Raw genomic sequence first — 17,216 nt, 5'->3', positions numbered from 1 at the left:
GACTCCATATGAATCGATGTGCCGCGCTGCTCCGTTAGGTAAGCTGCTGCGTCTTTAATACCGCCCTTGGCATCACATATGGCGCTGTATAACTCGTCACGCCAATACAGAGATGAAGCTTGTTTTGTCATTGGGCTGAACTCCTGTGTATTTCAGCGTTTCGCCCTAGCCGTGTTCTGGATAACATGTAACTGTCAAAAATCAGGGCTCGGGAATTACGAATGGAAAATAAATCTGGTACGCCGCAAACTAACGGCATGAACATGAAACTCATCACTCACTACGACATCATCAATAGAGCTACCGAGCTCGCGTATGAAACATTCGATGCCCCCACCGACGATCACATCGAATGGGTGGCTCAGCGCTTGGAGTGGAACTACTTTCACGGACTAGGTGAAAGCGGTGCTACTACGCTGCATTAATGGATGGTCAATCCCAATCAGGTATGCTTAGAGATTCCAGTAACTAAACTTTTCTAAAAGGAATTGACCGTGAAACGAGACATGGATTTAATTCGTAAAATCACACTCGCCACAGAGCAACTCCCACCCAATGAGTGGCTGGAAGGCATTGAAGGCATTGAGGATGCTATTTTTGCTGGGCATGCTAGATGGATGAAGGAAGCTAGGCTAGTAGAGGCAAGTATCGAGGAATACCTAGATGGCTCCACTAGCACTGCAATAAAACGACTCACTTGGGATGGTTGCAACTTCGCTGACGAAATTCGAAGTGACACTTTGTGGAAAAAAGCCAAAGAAAATGTGCTGAAACCAAGCATGTCATTCTCCTTTTCCGTTTTGAGGGAGTGGCTCAAAGCCGAGATCACTCAAGGCCTGCCTTCCATCAGGGGCGGTGCATAAAACGTCGTAAAGATCGCATGCCGCAGCGCGCAAAACCCGAATTTCAGTCGTAGTACCCTGGGTGCCTACGGCTGAATCCAAGGCGCTTACTCTATGTCGGTCTTTAAGCGAAGAGCCGCTTCGTCTCATCCAAGAATCCGCGAGTAACACCATGCTGTGCAAAAGGCTACTCATGTGCGCCCCCTTTAGTGATGACGTCAGTAGGGCCAACAGGAATTTTGTCTGTGTCTTTAGGGTCGTGCATTTGGTTCTCTCTGCATTTCAAAAGATTTACTAGAAGTGCGCCCGCTCTATAGCCCGGCATCCACGTCCCGCCTTTCTGGATGACCGAGTTAATAGTTGCCCTTGATAGGCCGATCTCACGGGCAACTTGCGCTTGCGTGAATCCAAGCTCAACTGCTCGCAACAAAAGAGGCCGCAGGTCATTTAAAAAAGTGTGGTTCGTGTTCATAAGCTCAATGTTAGATGCATCTTACTTAAAGGTCAAACACATCTTACATGTGTTCGATTAACCTAACACAATGAAAAATCTCTCCGAACGCATACAGCAAGTTAAAGACGAAACCGGTTGGTCTAATGCCGAGTTGGCTAGACGCTCGGGGACCTCTCGCGCAGCCCCTACTGACTGGCTTAATGGAAAGGTGCGGGTTTTATCGGCTGAAACCGCTCAGCAATTAAGTGATAACTCAGAATTTTCGGCTGCTTGGCTCGCTACTGGCAGCGGGCCATCAAAAAAAGATAAGCACGTCGACTCGGAGGCCACTTACGTAGGGAAGGCTCCAAAAAGAACGTTAATACCTGTATTGGGGGTTGCTCAATTGGGTGAGAATGGCTGGTACGAAGAAGTGCAATGCATCGGCTCCGAAGGCTACATTGAGCACTTTTCAAATGACGTTGACGCTTATGTGCTCAGGGTTAAGGGTGACAGCATGTTCCCCGCTATCAGAAACAACTGGTATGTCGTTGTTGAGCCAAACGCACCTATCGTGCTAGGGGAATATGTAGCAATCAGGCAAATAGACGGAAAGAAAATGGTTAAAGAGCTTCTCAATAGAAATAGCGAGGAGGTTAGTCTTATGTCTGTCAATGGCGGATCAAGGCTCACTTTACCTATTGAACGAGTTGCCGAAATACATGCTGTCGCCGCTGTGGTTTCTCCGAGCAAGCATAAGGATCTCTAGTCCCAGCTTAGCAACTTAAAAAGGATTGTTTGTGCGTAACATCTTTGTAGCAGTCTTGCTTCTTGCGCTTTCCGGATGTGCAGCGCCTCCCCCTAAAATGTCTCGGGCCGAGTACCTTGACGCCGTTCAAAGAAGCTATGAGGGGAAAAGCAGCGAAGATGTATTTGCTGCGGCAGAAAAGGTGCTTACGCTGATGGATGGTGATGACTTCACCTTTCATCACAGCGCTGACTCAGTTACTGGTATGCGCTCATGGCTTGTATTTGCTTTGTTAATTGTGGTTGATGGTGTTGATACCTGGACAATTAAGGCTGTGGATACTCCTACCGGTACCAACGCAACAGTCTCCGTCGCAACTAGCACAGCATCAGCAATAGCCGCCCCCACTGGCGGGGCGGGGGTCTCATCATCCGACTCTGGGGCGACACCAGGACAAGTAAGCGGAACCGCTCTATATGACCTCTTTTGGGCAAGAATGGATTATATGCTTGGGACTCGCAGTGACTGGATGACGTGCGATCAAGCTAAGACGAAGCTTGCCGCAGGTGAAACTACCGGCAATCTTTTGCAGATATGCGACGGAATAACAATAAAAGACGAATCGCCCGAATAGCCTACTTACACGGCTTACCACGCCACCTCTGGGTGGCTTTTTTTAACTCTGCACGATACGTCTTACCATAAACGTAAGATATACTTGACATCCCACTAGGCCAATGTGTAAGATTCATCTAACGCTACACAACACACCACAGAAAAGCCTAGCCCTCAGGGCAGCCCAGTAAAGGTAAGTGAAGCGTTAAATGATCTTTAAAAATTGAGAGTGTGGACCACACCAGCCTTTTAGTTTCAGGCTGGCGAATAACGGCACACGAAAGACGCTGCGCACTGCCGTGAGGTGTAGGTGCGCCGGAATAACCGAGGGATACACGCTGCGTACGCCCTGGCAAAAAGACGGCAGAAAAAACCGGATAGATACATTCCCGCGATTGGCGTGAGGCCTTTAATAGGCGTGGGGTCCGGCGCTCCCCTGATGTAGTAGGTAGGGGACGGTAAGGAAACCGTACCGCAATATTTACGGAACCAAACAAACGGCCTGCTAAGTCAGGCCGCTTTGGTGGATGGCTTCAACCGAGGCCAGCAACTAAAGAAATTACACCGCACCCAGGCGGCCAGCTTAGCTGGATCTCCTCAGCCCTACGGCGGGGTGCTGGGATCAGCCGTAACGGTAACGATATTGATCGTCTCCTGTACCAGAGCAGGAAGCCCACTAATCAAACTGGAGTCAAGCATGAGTGCCGTAAAAATCGCCCGAGAATCCTACGAAAAACTATACGCCCTACTAGAGGAGCGTAAGGCCATCGATATACCAGAGCCCAAAAATCTAGGTTGCTTTGCTGTCCGAGCTAAAGACTTTTCTGTTGCAGTTAACGAGTCAGGCGCTCCATATAACGCAGCAGTCTCTTCATTTGCGGCGCGGCTGGCCGCTGAGGCAATTGCTCGTGATATCACTATCGCCTCCGGCCCCATTAAGGCAGCAACCATCTCTAATGTGCCCTCTAGTAGCGCTCTGGCAGCGCACGCGGATGAGCTTAGTGCAAGCGGTAATGAGGCGTCTGCAGCGCCAAAAATAAACATCGCAGGGGTTGAGGTCAACATTAAAGAGCCTGCCCACAAAGAGGATCTAGATCTGCTGCGTGACCGCATTGCAGCGCTTGAGGATTACATCAATTCTTTACAAATGGCAGCAGCATCTATTCAGAGCGATGTTAATCATGCTCTTGCTGCGAAGTAAATAACACTCGCCCTTCGTAAGAGGGGCATCACATAGGCGGCGGCGTGGAAGGACACGCACGGTCAACGGTAAATACTCGAATGGCAGGCCACCATACCGGGGCATCCGGCGGCAAGACCGCACTAGAGCGCCTCTAGCTGGAATCAAGCCCAGCCCGCCTATGTGATGAATGTGGAATGCACTGCCATTGCTGACAATCGCCGCGTATGGCAACCGGAAGCCAGAAAGCATTTTGGCATCAAAAGCATTTATCCGTAACTTAGGCCGCGTAAGAGCCTAGGACCATCAGATAGCAGTCCTCCACTGACCGTGTTAGCGACGGCGGTTACGCTCCTTTGGTTTGTGTAGGAAAAGCGGTGCTTTATCCGCGGGAGGGCTGCTATCTGAGGGTGGAGCTCCGGAAACAGCTATCTACTGGCTGGCGCGCCGGCACAGCGATGCTGCTACGCAAGCCACCCTCTTCCCCTTTCTTTGTATTTACCCTTTTAGGAGCCAGCTATGGAAGCATTGACCCAGCTATGGCTGTGGGCGTTCGTTATCGCCCTAGGCGCAACAGTCGATAAAGTCTGGATGCGTATACTGCGCCCCCGTTTAGCTAGCCGCTTAAGGCTGGCTCCCGCCCAAGATGATTGGCATATCCCGAATGCTGCGTGGGTAGGCGCCCTTATTTTCACCGTTGGGCTTGGTTTTTTTCTTAAATTTGTGGCCCCAGCGGCTGGATATTAGGCATGGCATCAGTTAATAAAGTTATTTTGGTTGGCAACCTAGGGAAAGACCCAGAGATTCGCTACAACCAGCAGGGTGCAGCGATGTGCAATATCTCCATTGCCACGACCTCGCAATGGAAAGACCGCAAAACAGGTGAGCGGGTAGAAGAAACCGAATGGCATAAAGTCGTGTTTTATAACCGCTTGGCAGAAATTGCAGGCGAGTTTCTACGCAAAGGTCGCCCCGTTTATGTGGAGGGTCGCTTGCGTACCCGTAAATGGCAAGGCCAAGACGGTAAAGACAACTACACCACTGAAGTCATTGCCGAGCAAATGCAAATGCTAGACGGTAGGACCAGCCGCAATGAGAACTAGCTTAAGGCTGACACCATCCTTTCAGTAACAATAATTAGCAAAGAAACAAGATATTTAAAATCTATTTTTTACTCTTTTTTCAAATAAATTAACACCTAAAAAACCAAGCAATGCACATATCAAACTAACAGCAACGCCAACAATTAAAGTATAAAAAGAGTCCATTCTATCAGAAACCGTCCTTATTCTTTCTTCTAATTTAATGATATTTATTTCATATTGCCGTTTATGCTCATCCATATCCACACGCAACTTTGGAACAGAAAAAACTCGCTCCACATCACCTCCAATAGCCTTTTCTAAGGCTTCCACTTTAGGGCTAACTGAAAACTCTTTGAGCTTACTTACATCATGAGCAATCTCCACCAATCTAGCCTCAAGCTCAAAAATTTTAAAAGTTAGAGCTTTGTCCGACCCAATCTCATTGGCAGAAATATTTCTGGTCGTGTTGATCAATTCTATAAAATTTCGCTGAAGACTATCGCTAGATTCCTCAATCTTCTTTACTCTCTTAGCCAGAGAGAGATTTAGCATATTTTCCTCGAAATTATTTAAAAAAATCGAAGCTGTTTTGTCTTTCTCTGAGTTTAAAACATTAATATAAAACCTAACCGCTAAGCCGGTAGAAAAAACCATAATAAAAATACAAACTGCAACAAAAACAGTATTTTTATTTGTTTTTTTATTTTTATCAAAATCTTCCATTTTCTCTCTTTATCAAAAAACAAATATAGAACGGATAAAAATCAATTTAAAAACATAATAGCTTACCAAGCCACTTATATTGTATTAATTCATCAACAACCAACCCAGAAACAAATATAACCAATAAAAAAGCCTACAGGACAGAATTAATCCGCTATAACTAGACAGCCCTCAAAATATATACCTTCTCTCTAGCTGACGCAGTATACCTTCTGGCGCCCAATCGATGAGCAAAAAACACTGCTATCGACTAGGCCCCAAATTTATTTATTCACAGCCCCCACTTGAAGCATATTCAGCCGGGGCAATTTTTTACTCTTCGCCAGGAGGAAGCAAGCCATGGATGCACAATCCTCGCAACTAAATCTGTTCGGAAATGTAGCTAGAAATCCGAAATCCCCCCCCTATGCGGCTCGCGACGAGATCGGGGGTGCCATTGAGCCATTTATCAGATTTTGCCGCGAGAGGCTGGGCGCTCAGGATGGTGAAATCAGTCTGTCGCTCATCATTGAAGATGCTTGGAAAAAGGGCCGTAACCATCCGTACCTAAAGGCATTTGATGCCTACCAGGAGAGCAAGCCATGAGATCACTCACTGTCATCTTGTGCAGCGGCATCAAAGAAGCAGTCATCTTAGCCGGCTGCTTTTATTTTGCCCTGCTGGGCGTAGAGAAGCTAAGCAAAGAGTGGCTGCTGTTTTCGTTCACTCTAGCTATTTATGGCACTCACGGTCTGATAACCCTGCTTGGTTACGCCAGCGAATACAAGACTAAGGAACCAGAATGAGCGCCCCCGTCGATAAAGAACTCATTGGAATCATCGCTGTTGCGCTACTCATATTGGGCACCATTGCAGCAGTCTTTTATGGCTACTTAGCCAATATCTACAAACTCACTTTTCTATCACCAGCCTTTTCTGAGTTTGGCATTGAACAGGTTATGCGTGCCATTGGAATACTTGCGCCCCCTTTGGGGGTGTTTCTTGGTTATTTATGAGCGGAGCGACTATGCAGAAAAGAAAACCGAAGCCTAAGAAATTTACCGGTACTACATCTACGCCAGCAGAGCGATTCAATCTTGACCGCACTGCCGAAGTATATGGCGACCGCCCCCTTCACACGCTCAATAGCAATCGTTTTAGCTATCAGGAATACCGTAAAAATCAGGAGCCGTAATGACTAATTGCACATGCCCATCCGGCGACGGGTCGCTACGTTGGCCGTGCCCTGCCCACCCGCCTACACCCGCAGCCGCAATAGATGAAATCCTGCGAGCACTGGATCTCGCCCGACAGCATTATGACTTTGACTATCTGACACGCGTTATGCAATTAGCTCGGGAGCTGAAACAAGCAATTGCGGCGCCACAGGCTGCTAATCAAGGAAATTGAAATGACTGACACTCGACGACTATTAAGTGATGCTGATGTTAAGCAAATAATCCCACCTTACGGATACAGGCTTGTGAGACTCGCTGATATCGACACAGCTATTCAACGAGCCAGCGTGTTTGATGATGGCGGAGATGGGGCAGATTCTGAAAGCGCTAGAAGTTGCATCGAGATATTAAGATCTATGCTCAGTGGCGCCCTCATAGCCGGAGCTGAGAGTGCGGAACCGGTGAACGAGACCTTTGCTATTGAAGTACCCAAAGAAAGCCCGGCACAGCCCTACTCCCTAAGGGACGATCCAGCTGGAATACGCGCCCTGACCGCAGACGCAATTACAGGAGCGCTCGTATCTGGTTACCAAAACATAAGCCCACCCCCTGACAGTAACCACTGGCTTGCGCCATTTTGGAAAATTGGACGCGAAAGTGGCGACAAGGTAGATACAGATCCACTCCAAGGTGCTGCAAATTGGCTAGTTCGAGACTGTGGAGTGCGGTACATATCCGAGCTATCAAGACGGCTAAGCATTGGCTACAACCGAGCCAGCCGCCTCATCGACGCGGCACGCAAGGAGCAAAAATGATTGTTCTAACCAGCCCTAACGGCACAAAGCACTACCTCCACCCAAGTACCATTGCCCGCATATCTCATGCAGGCCCTAATTCAAGCCGCATAGGTGCTTACGTGAAAACGTTTGATGGCGCCTCTATTGAGGCGCAGGAGTCAGCCGACAGCATTGCGCATGATATTGAGCGTGCAAATAGGGAGTACTCATGCGAATAGAGATTTGCAAGCATCACCGTGAATCGCCCCCGCGTGTAGAGGGGTGTCTTGCGTGTGAATACGAAGAGGCACAGCAACAGCTACAGCGTTTCAACATTCTGCACTCACGCATGATGGCTTTCGTCAAAGATCCACGCAATGCAGATAGACGCACTCTTGAGCAGTTCAGAGCAGCGTTTTTGCAAGAATTTAATCAAGCTATTTAGGGAGGTTTTTATGATTACTTTGCCCGAGTCTCGGCTGCGGGAAATGTTGATTGAGGCAGCTCAGATTGGCGTCCAAAGAGCTATTGATGATATGGCCTTCTATCAGCAAAAAGAAGTGTGCCGTAAACTAAAAATTAGCCAGAACACCCTAAGAAAGCGTATCCTTGAGGGTAAGATAAAAACCATAGACGGCAGCATTAGTGGGGCCGAACTAAGAAGATACATGGGGCTATCAAACAACACTTAGTTTGTGCGCCGCAAAGGCGCATTTTGTCCCCATTTCTTTTATAAAGCATTGTTTTTTAATACTTTACGTTTCCGGCAAGCGGCACCATATATATCAAACACTTACGCCAATCCTTATGGGTTGGCGTTGTTGTTTTCTACGGATTAAATAACACTCTTAAGCCATTCAACAAAACCGCCACTGAGATTATGAGAGAGTCGCGCCAAGGGATCTGAGATATTCACCTTACCTTTGGTGTTTATTACCCCTCTGCTAAAACGGAGGGGGAATGCTTTGATAACGTCGCCGCGACGAGGCAAACCCTTGACCTTCCCCCTAGGGGAAGGTGTAGAGTTAAAACCTCGGCTAACTGTCATTACAAGACCATTTCTATGTCGCGTTGGGCCTGCTTACGGATTAACTCGCTTCTACCTGTCTCGGGGCTTTACCTGCGTCTGCTAGTGAGCCTTTTAATCGTACTAGTCTTAGGCTGGGGCTCAACTTTGTCCGCAACAACACATAGTGCCGCTACTCCTCTCAATAAGACGCTGTCTGCTACTCAGTGCACACATTGCGACTCACCCGAACAAGAGCCTTTGCAGCAACACTGCCAGATTAACTGTTGCTCCGCCTGCTATTTATTAGCGCCCTCTTTAGCAAAACCAGCTAACTCTTTAATTCATCAAACGCTTAGCAGCCGGTCGCATGCCAAGCCCTTTGCTATTTACCCTACAGAAACTCCGCCTCCCAAGTACTAAGGCTACTTTTTTCTTACTACTTAACTCAGGAGTTCATATGTTTTACTCTACGCGTGCTATAGCAGGCTTAATCTTGCTTAGCAGTGCAATGGGCGTTGCTGCCCAACAAGTCACACTACACAAAAACCCATGGTGCGGGTGTTGTGAAGCCTATGCACAATACTTAGAAGCCGAGGGCATACAAGTCGCTCGCCGTGACCACCAAGAGCTAAATAGCATTAAACAAAAACTGAACACTCAGCAAGTGAGCAGTTGCCACACCATTGAGTGGGGGGATCATGTTATCGAAGGCCATGTTCCGATGAGTGCTATCCGTCAACTTATGCGAGACCCCAAAGCGCCTTACGGGATTGCCGTTCCCGATATGCCCTTGAACTCACCAGGCATGGGGCCAGAAGTACCCGGCACTTTGCCTGTTTATGCAATTGATAAAAACGGGAATGTCATTGGCGAGTATGGACGCTTCTAGAGGAATGAGCATGAAACGCAGACAAATTTTAACTCTTAGCGCGCTAGCTTTAGCACTCCCGTACCGCAGTCTATTTGCTCAGGCGCACCATGGAATGCAACATCGCAATATGGATATGTCAGGCCACCACAGCGGATCAAACTCAGGCCTTCTAGCTCTGGGTGCTCTTCCTCATGGTGAAAGGCTACGCCCCTTAGAGAAACTACAAAACGAAAGTACACAAGCGGGGCGGTTTACGGCTAGGTTAAGCGCACAAACGCAGGGCATTAAGCTAGCCAAACCATACGTTAGTCAGATGTATACCTACAACGGCAATGCACCTGGGCCCTTGATTGAGGTCTACGAAGGCGACACAGTGGACATACTTTTTTACAACCAGCTTCCGGAAGCCACTACGGTGCACTGGCACGGCCTACCGGTTCCCCCTGATCAAGACGGTAATCCACAAGATCCTGTTGCTCCAGGCGAACAGCGACACTATCGTTTTACCTTGCCAGAGGGGTCTGCAGGAACCTACTGGTACCATCCTCATCCCCACGGTCAAACAGCTATGCAAGTCGCTCGTGGTCTAGCGGGCACCCTCATTGTGCATTCACGCACAGACCCATTGGCGGAAATGCCCGAGCAACACTGGATGATTAGCGATCTACGCTTAGACGAACAAGCACAAATCCCTCCCAATACCATGCTAGATTGGATGAACGGGCGCGAAGGCCAATTCATACTCATTAATGGGCAATACCAACCTTCGACAAGCCTAGCTCCCAATACGCGTTTACGTATCTGGAACAGTTGCTCTGCACGTTACTTACGCTTGCAAGTAGACGGATGCCAGTGGGTGCTCCTAGGCACCGATGGTGGCCTGCTAGAATCCGCTCGCCCACCCAGTGACGAGCTTCTGCTAGTACCCGGGCAACGAGTGGAAGCGCTACTTATTTCAGAACAAGACCGAGCCACTACCTTGCGGGCGCTTTATTACGACAGACACAAAATGATGGTAGAAGAGAGACCACAAGATTACGTGCTAGCGCACGTGCAAGTGCCAAAACAAGGCAACAACTTCGTACCTGCTCGTCTCCGCGACACTATCCACTTAGGACAACCTACGGCTAAAAAGAAAGTGACTTTTAGTGAAATGGATATGTCTCATGATGATCACGACATGAGTATGTCCATGCTGCAATCCATGTTCATGATTAATGGCAAGGTCTACAATATGGATCGCATAGACTTACAAAGCAAGTTGGGCGAAGTGGAATTATGGCAAGTTTTTAATGACTCCCATATGGACCACCCATTCCACTTACATGGCACACAGTTTATTGTGACCGAGCGCGAACAAGCAGGTCAACGCTTGACTGAACCCTATCCGGCTTGGCGAGACACGATTAACCTTCAACCCTATGAAACCGTCTATTTTCTAGTGAAACAGGATCAGCCTGGCATACGCATGTTCCATTGCCATATATTAGAACATGAAGACTTGGGTATGATGGCCAACTTATTAGTGAGTTAAGTCGCCCCCTAGCGCAGTGGCCTAACGGCCACGCGCTCTTTCTAGCTCGCGCCTATCACGCTTGGTTGGCCGACCTTCGGTATGCGCTAAAGCAGGCTCAGGAGCTAACCGACGTTGCTCCGCGGCATGAGCGCGCGCGGCAACACTATCAGGGGTCTCTTCATACAACAAACGCGCTACCGTGGCTGGACCACGTACTGCACTTAGTGCAATCACTTTAACCAACATGGCTGGCTGCTCTTTTTTTAAGCGTACTAAATCACCCACGCTCAGCTCACGAGCCGGTTTAGCCGCTAGGCCATTTACCTCTACTCTGGCTTTATTAATTTCTTGTGCTGCCAAGCTGCGCGTTTTATAAAAACGTGCAGCCCATAACCACTTATCTAAACGTAGACGGTCCATGCCAAACCCTTATGATGAGCAATCTGCATCATACCGCGCTTGGCACAAACCCAGAAACACCTTCACCTTATCTAGCTCAGTGCCTGCTCCAGTAGTTCAACCCAATGCAGCACGGGAGTACGAGCAGCCCCTTGTAAGTGCATTTGGCAGCCAATATTAGCTGTCGCAATCATGTCGGGCTTACCGCTTTCTAAGGCATCCATTTTTCGATCACGCAAGCGACGGGCAATATCGGGCTCAGTAATGGAATAAGTACCCGCGGAGCCACAGCACAAATGACCGTCAGGCACTGAGGTCAAGTCAAAACCTAAACGCTGCAAGACACTTTCCACTTTACCAGAGAGTTTTTGTGCATGCTGCAAGCTACAAGGGCAGTGAAATGCTATGCGTTGTCCTTGTGTCTCCACGTTTAACTCGTCAAGCGGCAAGATGTCCATGTACTCCACCAAGTCCAAGGCCTTAGCGCTCACTAAAGCCGCTTTTTCTGCATAGGCAGCGTCATGACTCAATAACTTGCCATACTCTTTCACAAATGCGCCACAACCACTGGCCGTCTGCACGATGGCCTCGCAGCCTTTCTCTAAGGCTGGCCACCAGGCATCTATATTTCGTCGCGCTCGTTGCAAGCCTTTCTCTTGCTCATTTAAGTGATAGTCTGTCGCACCACAGCAGGTAGCGTTTGTGACGGTATGCACACTGACCCCTAACTTATCCAGAACGCGGGCTGTGGCAGCATTGGTGTTGGGTGACAAACTTCCTTGCACACAGCCCTCTAAGAGCATGACTTTACGCTCATGGCGTGGCATAGGGTATTGTTTAGCAGGGGCGATATTACTAGGGATTTGCTCCGCAAATGCGGTAGGTAAAAAAGGCTTGGCTAACTGCCCCACTTTCAATAAACGCTGAAAACGACTCGCCTCTGGAACGACTCGCTTTAACACCTCACGCTTTAACCGATCTTTCAAAGGTCGTTTGATCTGCCCTTCCACTGCGGCACGGCCAATATCTAATAAAGCGTGGTAATTAACTCCCGAGGGACAGGTGGTTTCGCAGTTTCGACAGCTTAAGCAACGGTCTAAGTGTTGTTGCACCGTAGCGCTAGCTGGCTCACCCTCAAGCAGATTCTTAATTAAATAAATGCGTCCACGTGGACCATCTAACTCGTTGCCCTGATCCAAGTACGTAGGACAGGTCGCGTTACAAAATCCACAATGCACACAAGTGCGTAAAATAGTTTCTGCTTCTTGGGCACGTGGCAAGGTTTTCGCCCATGGACTCAAATTAGTCTGCATTATGTGTCCTTTCTTATAAGCCTGGGTACATACGGCCGGGATTGAAAATTCTTGCTGGGTCCAAGCGGTCTTTTAGTTGTTGGTGAAACTTCATCAACGGAGCAGCAAGCTGAGCATAATGCCCAGACTCCGTAGCATTACCATACAAGGTCGCATGCCCTCCTTGCTGTTCGGCCAAAGCATGGATCTCTTGTTTAGGGGCATCTGACTTGAGCCAAACCAAACTGCCACCCCAGTCATTCAAGGCATCACCAGGCCAACTAACCTGCCCTGCATCCACTGCTTGAGCAACACGCCACAAAGGTCTGGCGTCCTTAAAGAAAGGCAGACTGAGCTCACGCAATTGTTCCCAAAACCCATCTTGCTCGACCTCCCCCCCGATGGCCTCCAGTGCTTGGGTCACTGAGCTGTGACCTCCCTCTAGGCGAACATGTAACGCCTCTTCAGTATAGAGAGCCCCGCTTAAAGGGTAGGATAACGCTTGCCACTTCTGTAGTAAGAGACGACTTTGCTCCGGCGTACAGGACAAACGACGCGCGGCGACACGACGTGGGACGGGCAACAACTTAAAAGATACCTCGGTAATCACTCCTAAGGTTCCCATAGAACCCGCCATTAAACGAGATACATCATAGCCAGCCACATTTTTCATTACTTGCCCACCAAAGCGCAAGTGCTTAGCATCCCCGGTTATCACACGACAACCTAAAACATAATCACGCACCGAGCCTACCCAGGGACGACGAGGTCCTGATAGCCCGCTAGCCACCACCCCCCCTACAGTCGCTTTACCCGAGAAATGAGCCGGCTCAAAAGGAAGGTACTGACCGTGCTCATGTAACGCTTGGCTTAGCTCGGTAATAGTGGTTCCACTACGCACCGTTACCACCAGCTCTGATGGATCATAATCAACAATTCCTTGGTGCTGTCCTACATGCAAGGTTTGCGCTTGTACTGAATGCCCTAAGAAGGACTTACTCCCTCCACCACAAATAGCCAAAGGGTATTTTTGCGCTAAAGCGGTTTGTACTTGTTCCAGCAGCAAATCTGTTTGATCTTGATTTTTTAGGGTCACACTCATTTAGAAACGCTCCAACTCAGGAAAAGGCATCTGCCCACGATGTATATGCATGGCACCAAACTCGGCACAACGATTCAAAGTAGGAATGTTTTTACCGGGATTAAGCAAACCATCGGCATCAAATGCCGCCTTCACTGCGTGGAAATAAGTTAATTCATCGCTACTAAACTGCACACACATTTGGTTGATTTTTTCGCGCCCAACGCCGTGCTCGCCAGTGATCGTGCCACCCACCTGCACACATAGCTCCAAAATCTTGCCACCTAAAGCTTCCGCTTGTTCCAGTTGCCCTTCTTCATTCGCATCAAACAAAATTAAAGGATGCATATTGCCATCGCCCGCGTGAAAGACGTTCGCCACACGCAAGCCATACTCCTCAGACAACTCAGCGATCCGAGTCAGGACCAGAGATAGCTGGCGTCTAGGAATGGTGCCGTCCATACAGTAATAGTCAGGGGAAATACGTCCCACTGCGGGAAATGCGTTCTTGCGCCCGGCCCAGAAGCGTTGACGCTCCTGGGGATCGTGGGCCACTCGTACATCATCAGCACCGGCAGCGCGCATCACCCCTTCTACCAATTGGCAATCGTCTTCCACATCACTGACGACACCATCTATTTCACAAAGCAAAATGGCTGCGGCATCAACGGGATAGCCAGCTTGTATAAAGTCTTCGGCCGCTCGAATGGACATGTTATCCATCATTTCTAGCCCCGCTGGCACAATGCCAGCAGCAATAATATCCGCGACGGCGGTAGCCGCTGCCTCCACGCTAGAATAACTACCTAACAACACCTTAATACACTGCGGGCGCGTGAGAAGTTTCACCGTGATCTCAGTCACGATTCCCAACATGCCTTCAGACCCAGTAAATAAGGCCATCAAATCAAAGCCCGCTGAGTCAAGTGCATGCGAGCCTAAAGTCAGTAACTCACCGTCCACCGTCACTATTTGCAACTGCATAATATTGTGTACGGTTAAGCCATATTTCAAACAATGCACTCCTCCCGCATTTTCTGCCACGTTACCACCGATAGAACAGGCTATCTGCGAGGACGGATCCGGCGCGTAGTACATATTGTGAGGCGCCGCTGCTTCAGATATAGCGGCGTTGCGCACTCCAGGTTGCACACGGGCAATACCGGCTTCGGGGTTTACTTCTAAAATTTTATTTAGTCGCGCTAAAACTAACAATATCCCTTTTTCTAGAGGCAAGGCACCACCCGATAAGCCAGTGCCCGCGCCACGCGCCACGACAGGTACTTGCAAGCGACTGGCTAAACGCATCAACGCTTGTACTTGTTGCGTGTTTTCAGGTAAAGCCACTAATAAAGGAGTAGTTCTATAGGCGGCCAAGCCATCACACTCATAAGGACGCAATTCTGCCGGCCGGTGCAAAATCTGTAGGCTGGGAATCTCATCCCGAATAGCCGTTAACAATTGCTGCTTATCTACCGAGGGTAAAGCCCCATCTAGACGCTCGTCATACAACAAACTCATCCTTGTCTCCCTTTCTGTGGCCATAATGCTAACTAACATCATAAACAAGGGTGCACATTTATCCAACCAGTTAAGCACTGGTCATACCAGTTTATTTAATGAGAATAAATAATTATTATTTTTATCTCTTTAAAATCAGTAAGGTTAATGTAGACTAAGCCAAACAAACATCACTGAAAACCACTGGCCAGACCAGTTAGTTTATACATATGAAAAGTCAGCACATTGCGGATGTCGTTGCGCTACAAATAGAAAAACTGATTAGCGATAATGTACTTAAACCCGGTCAACTCTTACCTTCCGAGCGTCGCCTAACTGATAAGCTGGGTGTATCACGAAGTGCCTTACGTGAAGGCCTACACTTGTTACGTGCGCGTGGGCTTATCTATACTGAACAAGGCCGGGGTTCTTTTGTGAGCAACTTAATCTCGCCTGCCTTACAAAATCCGGTTGAGCACTTAATGCTAACTCAAGAGCGGGCAGTTTATGACTTGCTCGAACTACGAGAACTCCTAGAAAGCGAAGCGGCACGGCTGGCTGCAGAAAGAGGGACTAGTGCAGACTACGCCCTGATACGCCGGCGTTATGAAGAGCTGTGTGCCTCGGAAGAGGCACACGAAAACCTTAACGCTCATGCTGAGCGAGACCACGCTTTTCATTTAGCGATTAGCCAAGCCTCTCATAATGCATTACTCGTGCACGTTCTCAGCTCTTTAAATGAACTTACGCTCAGCTCCGTACGAACCTCTATTAACCATCTTTATCCGCGAGAGAAAAGTCGGCGTCAAATTGATCGTCAGCACGCTCGGCTATACGCAGCGGTGACTGGAAAAATGCCCGAACAAGCTCGCAAGGCTGCACGGGAACATATACAAAGCATACGTCACAACTTACAAGAACTTAAGGAAGAACAAGAGCGCTTAGAACACGCCCAGCAACGACTAGAAGGATGGCGGTAGCCCCCCTTACAAGAGCACTTTTAGTCGGCCCGCAATTCCATTATCGAATATCTGCGCACGAAGCAAACTTCCACCGAGAAATCATGAGGGCTGCTGTAGATCGGCAAGTAACGAGTCCGCGTGACGTTGGTAAACTAACAAACGCCCCTTATACGGCATAACTTCACCCTGTTCATCGTAAAGCGTGCGATGACGTAGACACTTATTTTTGATCAGTTTAAAACCGTAAGCCGAAACCGCTCGACTAAATGCATTATGGTGTCCACGGTTAGGATCGACTACCCATATTTCTGCGCTAGGCTTAGCAACTTGATCCATTAACTGCGCTAGTAAAGGGGGGGTATCCCGCTCATACAGTAAGTCACTCGCAATGACGAGATCATAAGTATGACTGACCTCCTCTACCCCCATCTGACCTAATAGCACGGAACATACCTCTGCTCCCCATTGAGCATGACGATAGCGCAGTCCGGTCAATCCATTTCGAGCCTGATTAGCATCCAGAAAACGTGCTGCCATAGGATGCCTATCGCTGGCCGTTATCTGTGCACCACGCCGATGTGCTACTAAACTCGCCAATCCTAATCCACAACCTAATTCTAATATACGCTCAGTGCTCGATACAGGACGTAAAGCTATCTGGGTGGCCAGTTGTATGCTTGAGGGCCACAACATGCCAAATAACGGCCAGGAGGCCGAACATATACCTAACGCCGCAGCATGCCCTTTCGGGTCATGAAACTGTTGCTGGTCGTATAAAAACTGAATAGACAGCGGTTCTGTCTCCGCGATACTAATTTGACGTACCTGCGTGCGAACAGCGTTCATTGATTTTTTCTTTTGAAAACAGACATTCAATGAGTATGGACTATAAGCCCACAAAACACTAGCCTATCGTCTTGAAACGCTCAGATAAGACAAAACATCCACAGCAATAATAATATTATCAAAGAGAAACGAGAGCGAACTGACGAGCCTGACAAGTCCACCTTAACGCCGCTTGGCCCGCT

At 48.6% G+C, this 17,216-nt stretch carries 25 protein-coding genes and 1 pseudogene; 19 read left to right on the top strand and 7 right to left on the bottom strand.

What is annotated here, in order from left to right:
• The first annotated feature begins 221 nt into the window (after nucleotides 1-221).
• Together OSH01_RS16360 and OSH01_RS16355 are read left to right on the top strand one after the other, a co-directional pair.
• Nucleotides 222-425: a hypothetical protein gene (locus OSH01_RS16360; RefSeq protein WP_266123256.1), complete on the top strand. Its 204-nt coding sequence runs from the start codon at nucleotides 222-224 to the stop codon at nucleotides 423-425.
• Nucleotides 426-494: 69 nt separating this feature from the next.
• Complete coding sequence (locus OSH01_RS16355) at nucleotides 495-863, top strand: DUF2513 domain-containing protein (RefSeq protein ID WP_266125208.1); 369 nt, start codon at nucleotides 495-497, stop codon at nucleotides 861-863.
• 166 nt (nucleotides 864-1,029) lie between these two features.
• Here the strand turns inward: OSH01_RS16355 and OSH01_RS16565 are convergent, their stop codons facing one another.
• Nucleotides 1,030-1,314, bottom strand: a complete 285-nt coding sequence (locus OSH01_RS16565; RefSeq protein WP_354270642.1) for a helix-turn-helix domain-containing protein — start codon at nucleotides 1,312-1,314, stop codon at nucleotides 1,030-1,032.
• A gap of 70 nt (nucleotides 1,315-1,384) precedes the next feature.
• On the opposite strand from OSH01_RS16565, the gene OSH01_RS16350 reads away from it, so the two are divergent.
• The 5 genes and pseudogenes from OSH01_RS16350 to ssb all read left to right on the top strand — a co-directional run.
• A complete protein-coding gene (locus OSH01_RS16350) occupies nucleotides 1,385-2,044 on the top strand; it encodes a LexA family transcriptional regulator (protein WP_266125207.1) in 660 nt (219 codons plus the stop codon).
• A gap of 31 nt (nucleotides 2,045-2,075) precedes the next feature.
• Nucleotides 2,076-2,657 (top strand): hypothetical protein, encoded by a 582-nt coding sequence (locus tag OSH01_RS16345; protein WP_266125206.1) that lies wholly within the window; start codon nucleotides 2,076-2,078, stop codon nucleotides 2,655-2,657.
• Between the two features lie 678 nt (nucleotides 2,658-3,335).
• Complete coding sequence (locus tag OSH01_RS16340; protein WP_266125205.1) at nucleotides 3,336-3,839, top strand: hypothetical protein; 504 nt, start codon at nucleotides 3,336-3,338, stop codon at nucleotides 3,837-3,839.
• A gap of 498 nt (nucleotides 3,840-4,337) precedes the next feature.
• Nucleotides 4,338-4,565: a hypothetical protein gene (locus tag OSH01_RS16335; protein ID WP_266125204.1), complete on the top strand. Its 228-nt coding sequence runs from the start codon at nucleotides 4,338-4,340 to the stop codon at nucleotides 4,563-4,565.
• A 2-nt stretch (nucleotides 4,566-4,567) separates the two neighbouring features.
• Nucleotides 4,568-4,918, top strand: a pseudogene (gene ssb / locus OSH01_RS16330) (single-stranded DNA-binding protein); the annotation flags it as partial.
• A 57-nt stretch (nucleotides 4,919-4,975) separates the two neighbouring features.
• Here the strand turns inward: ssb and OSH01_RS16325 are convergent.
• Nucleotides 4,976-5,626, bottom strand: a complete 651-nt coding sequence (locus tag OSH01_RS16325; RefSeq protein ID WP_266125203.1) for a hypothetical protein — start codon at nucleotides 5,624-5,626, stop codon at nucleotides 4,976-4,978.
• 339 nt (nucleotides 5,627-5,965) lie between these two features.
• Here OSH01_RS16325 and OSH01_RS16320 point away from each other — a divergent pair, with 339 nt between their 5' ends.
• From OSH01_RS16320 to OSH01_RS16270, 11 genes are all read left to right on the top strand, one after another.
• Nucleotides 5,966-6,211, top strand: a complete 246-nt coding sequence (locus OSH01_RS16320; protein WP_266125202.1) for a hypothetical protein — start codon at nucleotides 5,966-5,968, stop codon at nucleotides 6,209-6,211.
• Nucleotides 6,208-6,411: a hypothetical protein gene (locus tag OSH01_RS16315; protein WP_266125201.1), complete on the top strand. Its 204-nt coding sequence runs from the start codon at nucleotides 6,208-6,210 to the stop codon at nucleotides 6,409-6,411. Before OSH01_RS16320 ends, OSH01_RS16315 begins: the two co-directional genes overlap by 4 nt.
• Complete coding sequence (locus OSH01_RS16310; RefSeq protein ID WP_266123239.1) at nucleotides 6,408-6,620, top strand: hypothetical protein; 213 nt, start codon at nucleotides 6,408-6,410, stop codon at nucleotides 6,618-6,620. The genes OSH01_RS16315 and OSH01_RS16310 overlap by 4 nt, the downstream gene beginning before the upstream one ends.
• An 11-nt stretch (nucleotides 6,621-6,631) precedes the next feature.
• Complete coding sequence (locus OSH01_RS16305) at nucleotides 6,632-6,799, top strand: hypothetical protein (protein ID WP_266125200.1); 168 nt, start codon at nucleotides 6,632-6,634, stop codon at nucleotides 6,797-6,799.
• Complete coding sequence (locus OSH01_RS16300; RefSeq protein ID WP_266125199.1) at nucleotides 6,799-7,014, top strand: hypothetical protein; 216 nt, start codon at nucleotides 6,799-6,801, stop codon at nucleotides 7,012-7,014. The genes OSH01_RS16305 and OSH01_RS16300 overlap by 1 nt, the downstream gene beginning before the upstream one ends.
• Nucleotide 7,015: 1 nt before the next feature.
• Nucleotides 7,016-7,597: a hypothetical protein gene (locus OSH01_RS16295; RefSeq protein ID WP_266125198.1), complete on the top strand. Its 582-nt coding sequence runs from the start codon at nucleotides 7,016-7,018 to the stop codon at nucleotides 7,595-7,597.
• Nucleotides 7,594-7,797 carry a hypothetical protein gene (locus tag OSH01_RS16290; RefSeq protein ID WP_266125197.1) on the top strand — a complete coding sequence of 68 codons (204 nt, stop codon included), beginning with the start codon at nucleotides 7,594-7,596 and terminating at the stop codon, nucleotides 7,795-7,797. The genes OSH01_RS16295 and OSH01_RS16290 overlap by 4 nt, the downstream gene beginning before the upstream one ends.
• Nucleotides 7,788-8,003, top strand: coding sequence for a hypothetical protein (locus tag OSH01_RS16285; protein ID WP_266125196.1), 216 nt, complete (start codon nucleotides 7,788-7,790; stop codon nucleotides 8,001-8,003). Before OSH01_RS16290 ends, OSH01_RS16285 begins: the two co-directional genes overlap by 10 nt.
• Before the next feature lie 10 nt (nucleotides 8,004-8,013).
• Nucleotides 8,014-8,250, top strand: a complete 237-nt coding sequence (locus tag OSH01_RS16280; protein WP_266125195.1) for a hypothetical protein — start codon at nucleotides 8,014-8,016, stop codon at nucleotides 8,248-8,250.
• Between the two features lie 774 nt (nucleotides 8,251-9,024).
• A complete protein-coding gene (locus OSH01_RS16275; protein WP_266125194.1) occupies nucleotides 9,025-9,456 on the top strand; it encodes a DUF411 domain-containing protein in 432 nt (143 codons plus the stop codon).
• A gap of 10 nt (nucleotides 9,457-9,466) precedes the next feature.
• Nucleotides 9,467-10,972 carry a multicopper oxidase family protein gene (locus OSH01_RS16270; RefSeq protein WP_266125193.1) on the top strand — a complete coding sequence of 502 codons (1,506 nt, stop codon included), beginning with the start codon at nucleotides 9,467-9,469 and terminating at the stop codon, nucleotides 10,970-10,972.
• Nucleotides 10,973-10,993: 21 nt separating this feature from the next.
• Here OSH01_RS16270 and OSH01_RS16265 read toward each other — a convergent pair whose 3' ends face one another.
• The 4 genes from OSH01_RS16265 to glcD form a co-directional block, all read right to left on the bottom strand.
• Nucleotides 10,994-11,374 carry an RNA-binding S4 domain-containing protein gene (locus OSH01_RS16265; protein WP_266125192.1) on the bottom strand — a complete coding sequence of 127 codons (381 nt, stop codon included), beginning with the start codon at nucleotides 11,372-11,374 and terminating at the stop codon, nucleotides 10,994-10,996.
• A gap of 71 nt (nucleotides 11,375-11,445) precedes the next feature.
• Nucleotides 11,446-12,666 carry a glycolate oxidase subunit GlcF gene (glcF, locus tag OSH01_RS16260; protein WP_266125191.1) on the bottom strand — a complete coding sequence of 407 codons (1,221 nt, stop codon included), beginning with the start codon at nucleotides 12,664-12,666 and terminating at the stop codon, nucleotides 11,446-11,448.
• A 13-nt stretch (nucleotides 12,667-12,679) separates the two neighbouring features.
• Complete coding sequence (glcE, locus tag OSH01_RS16255; RefSeq protein ID WP_266125190.1) at nucleotides 12,680-13,747, bottom strand: glycolate oxidase subunit GlcE; 1,068 nt, start codon at nucleotides 13,745-13,747, stop codon at nucleotides 12,680-12,682.
• Nucleotides 13,748-15,247 carry a glycolate oxidase subunit GlcD gene (glcD, locus tag OSH01_RS16250; RefSeq protein ID WP_266125189.1) on the bottom strand — a complete coding sequence of 500 codons (1,500 nt, stop codon included), beginning with the start codon at nucleotides 15,245-15,247 and terminating at the stop codon, nucleotides 13,748-13,750. It lies immediately after the preceding gene.
• A 209-nt stretch (nucleotides 15,248-15,456) separates the two neighbouring features.
• Between glcD and glcC the strand changes: the two genes are divergently transcribed.
• Entirely contained in the window at nucleotides 15,457-16,206 is a 750-nt protein-coding gene (gene glcC / locus OSH01_RS16245; RefSeq protein ID WP_266125188.1) for a transcriptional regulator GlcC, read from the top strand.
• 81 nt (nucleotides 16,207-16,287) lie between these two features.
• Here glcC and OSH01_RS16240 read toward each other — a convergent pair whose 3' ends face one another.
• The gene (locus tag OSH01_RS16240; RefSeq protein ID WP_266125187.1) at nucleotides 16,288-17,034 is read right to left on the bottom strand and encodes a class I SAM-dependent methyltransferase; all 747 of its coding nucleotides are present in this window, start codon (nucleotides 17,032-17,034) and stop codon (nucleotides 16,288-16,290) included.
• Nucleotides 17,035-17,216 lie beyond the last annotated feature (182 nt).

It is taken from the genome of Alcaligenes endophyticus (assembly GCF_026344035.1).
Lineage (GTDB): Bacteria > Pseudomonadota > Gammaproteobacteria > Burkholderiales > Burkholderiaceae_B > Alcaligenes > Alcaligenes endophyticus.
The sequence above is the reverse complement of the archived record's forward strand: the minus strand, read 5'-3'. Positions and strand labels throughout refer to the sequence as shown.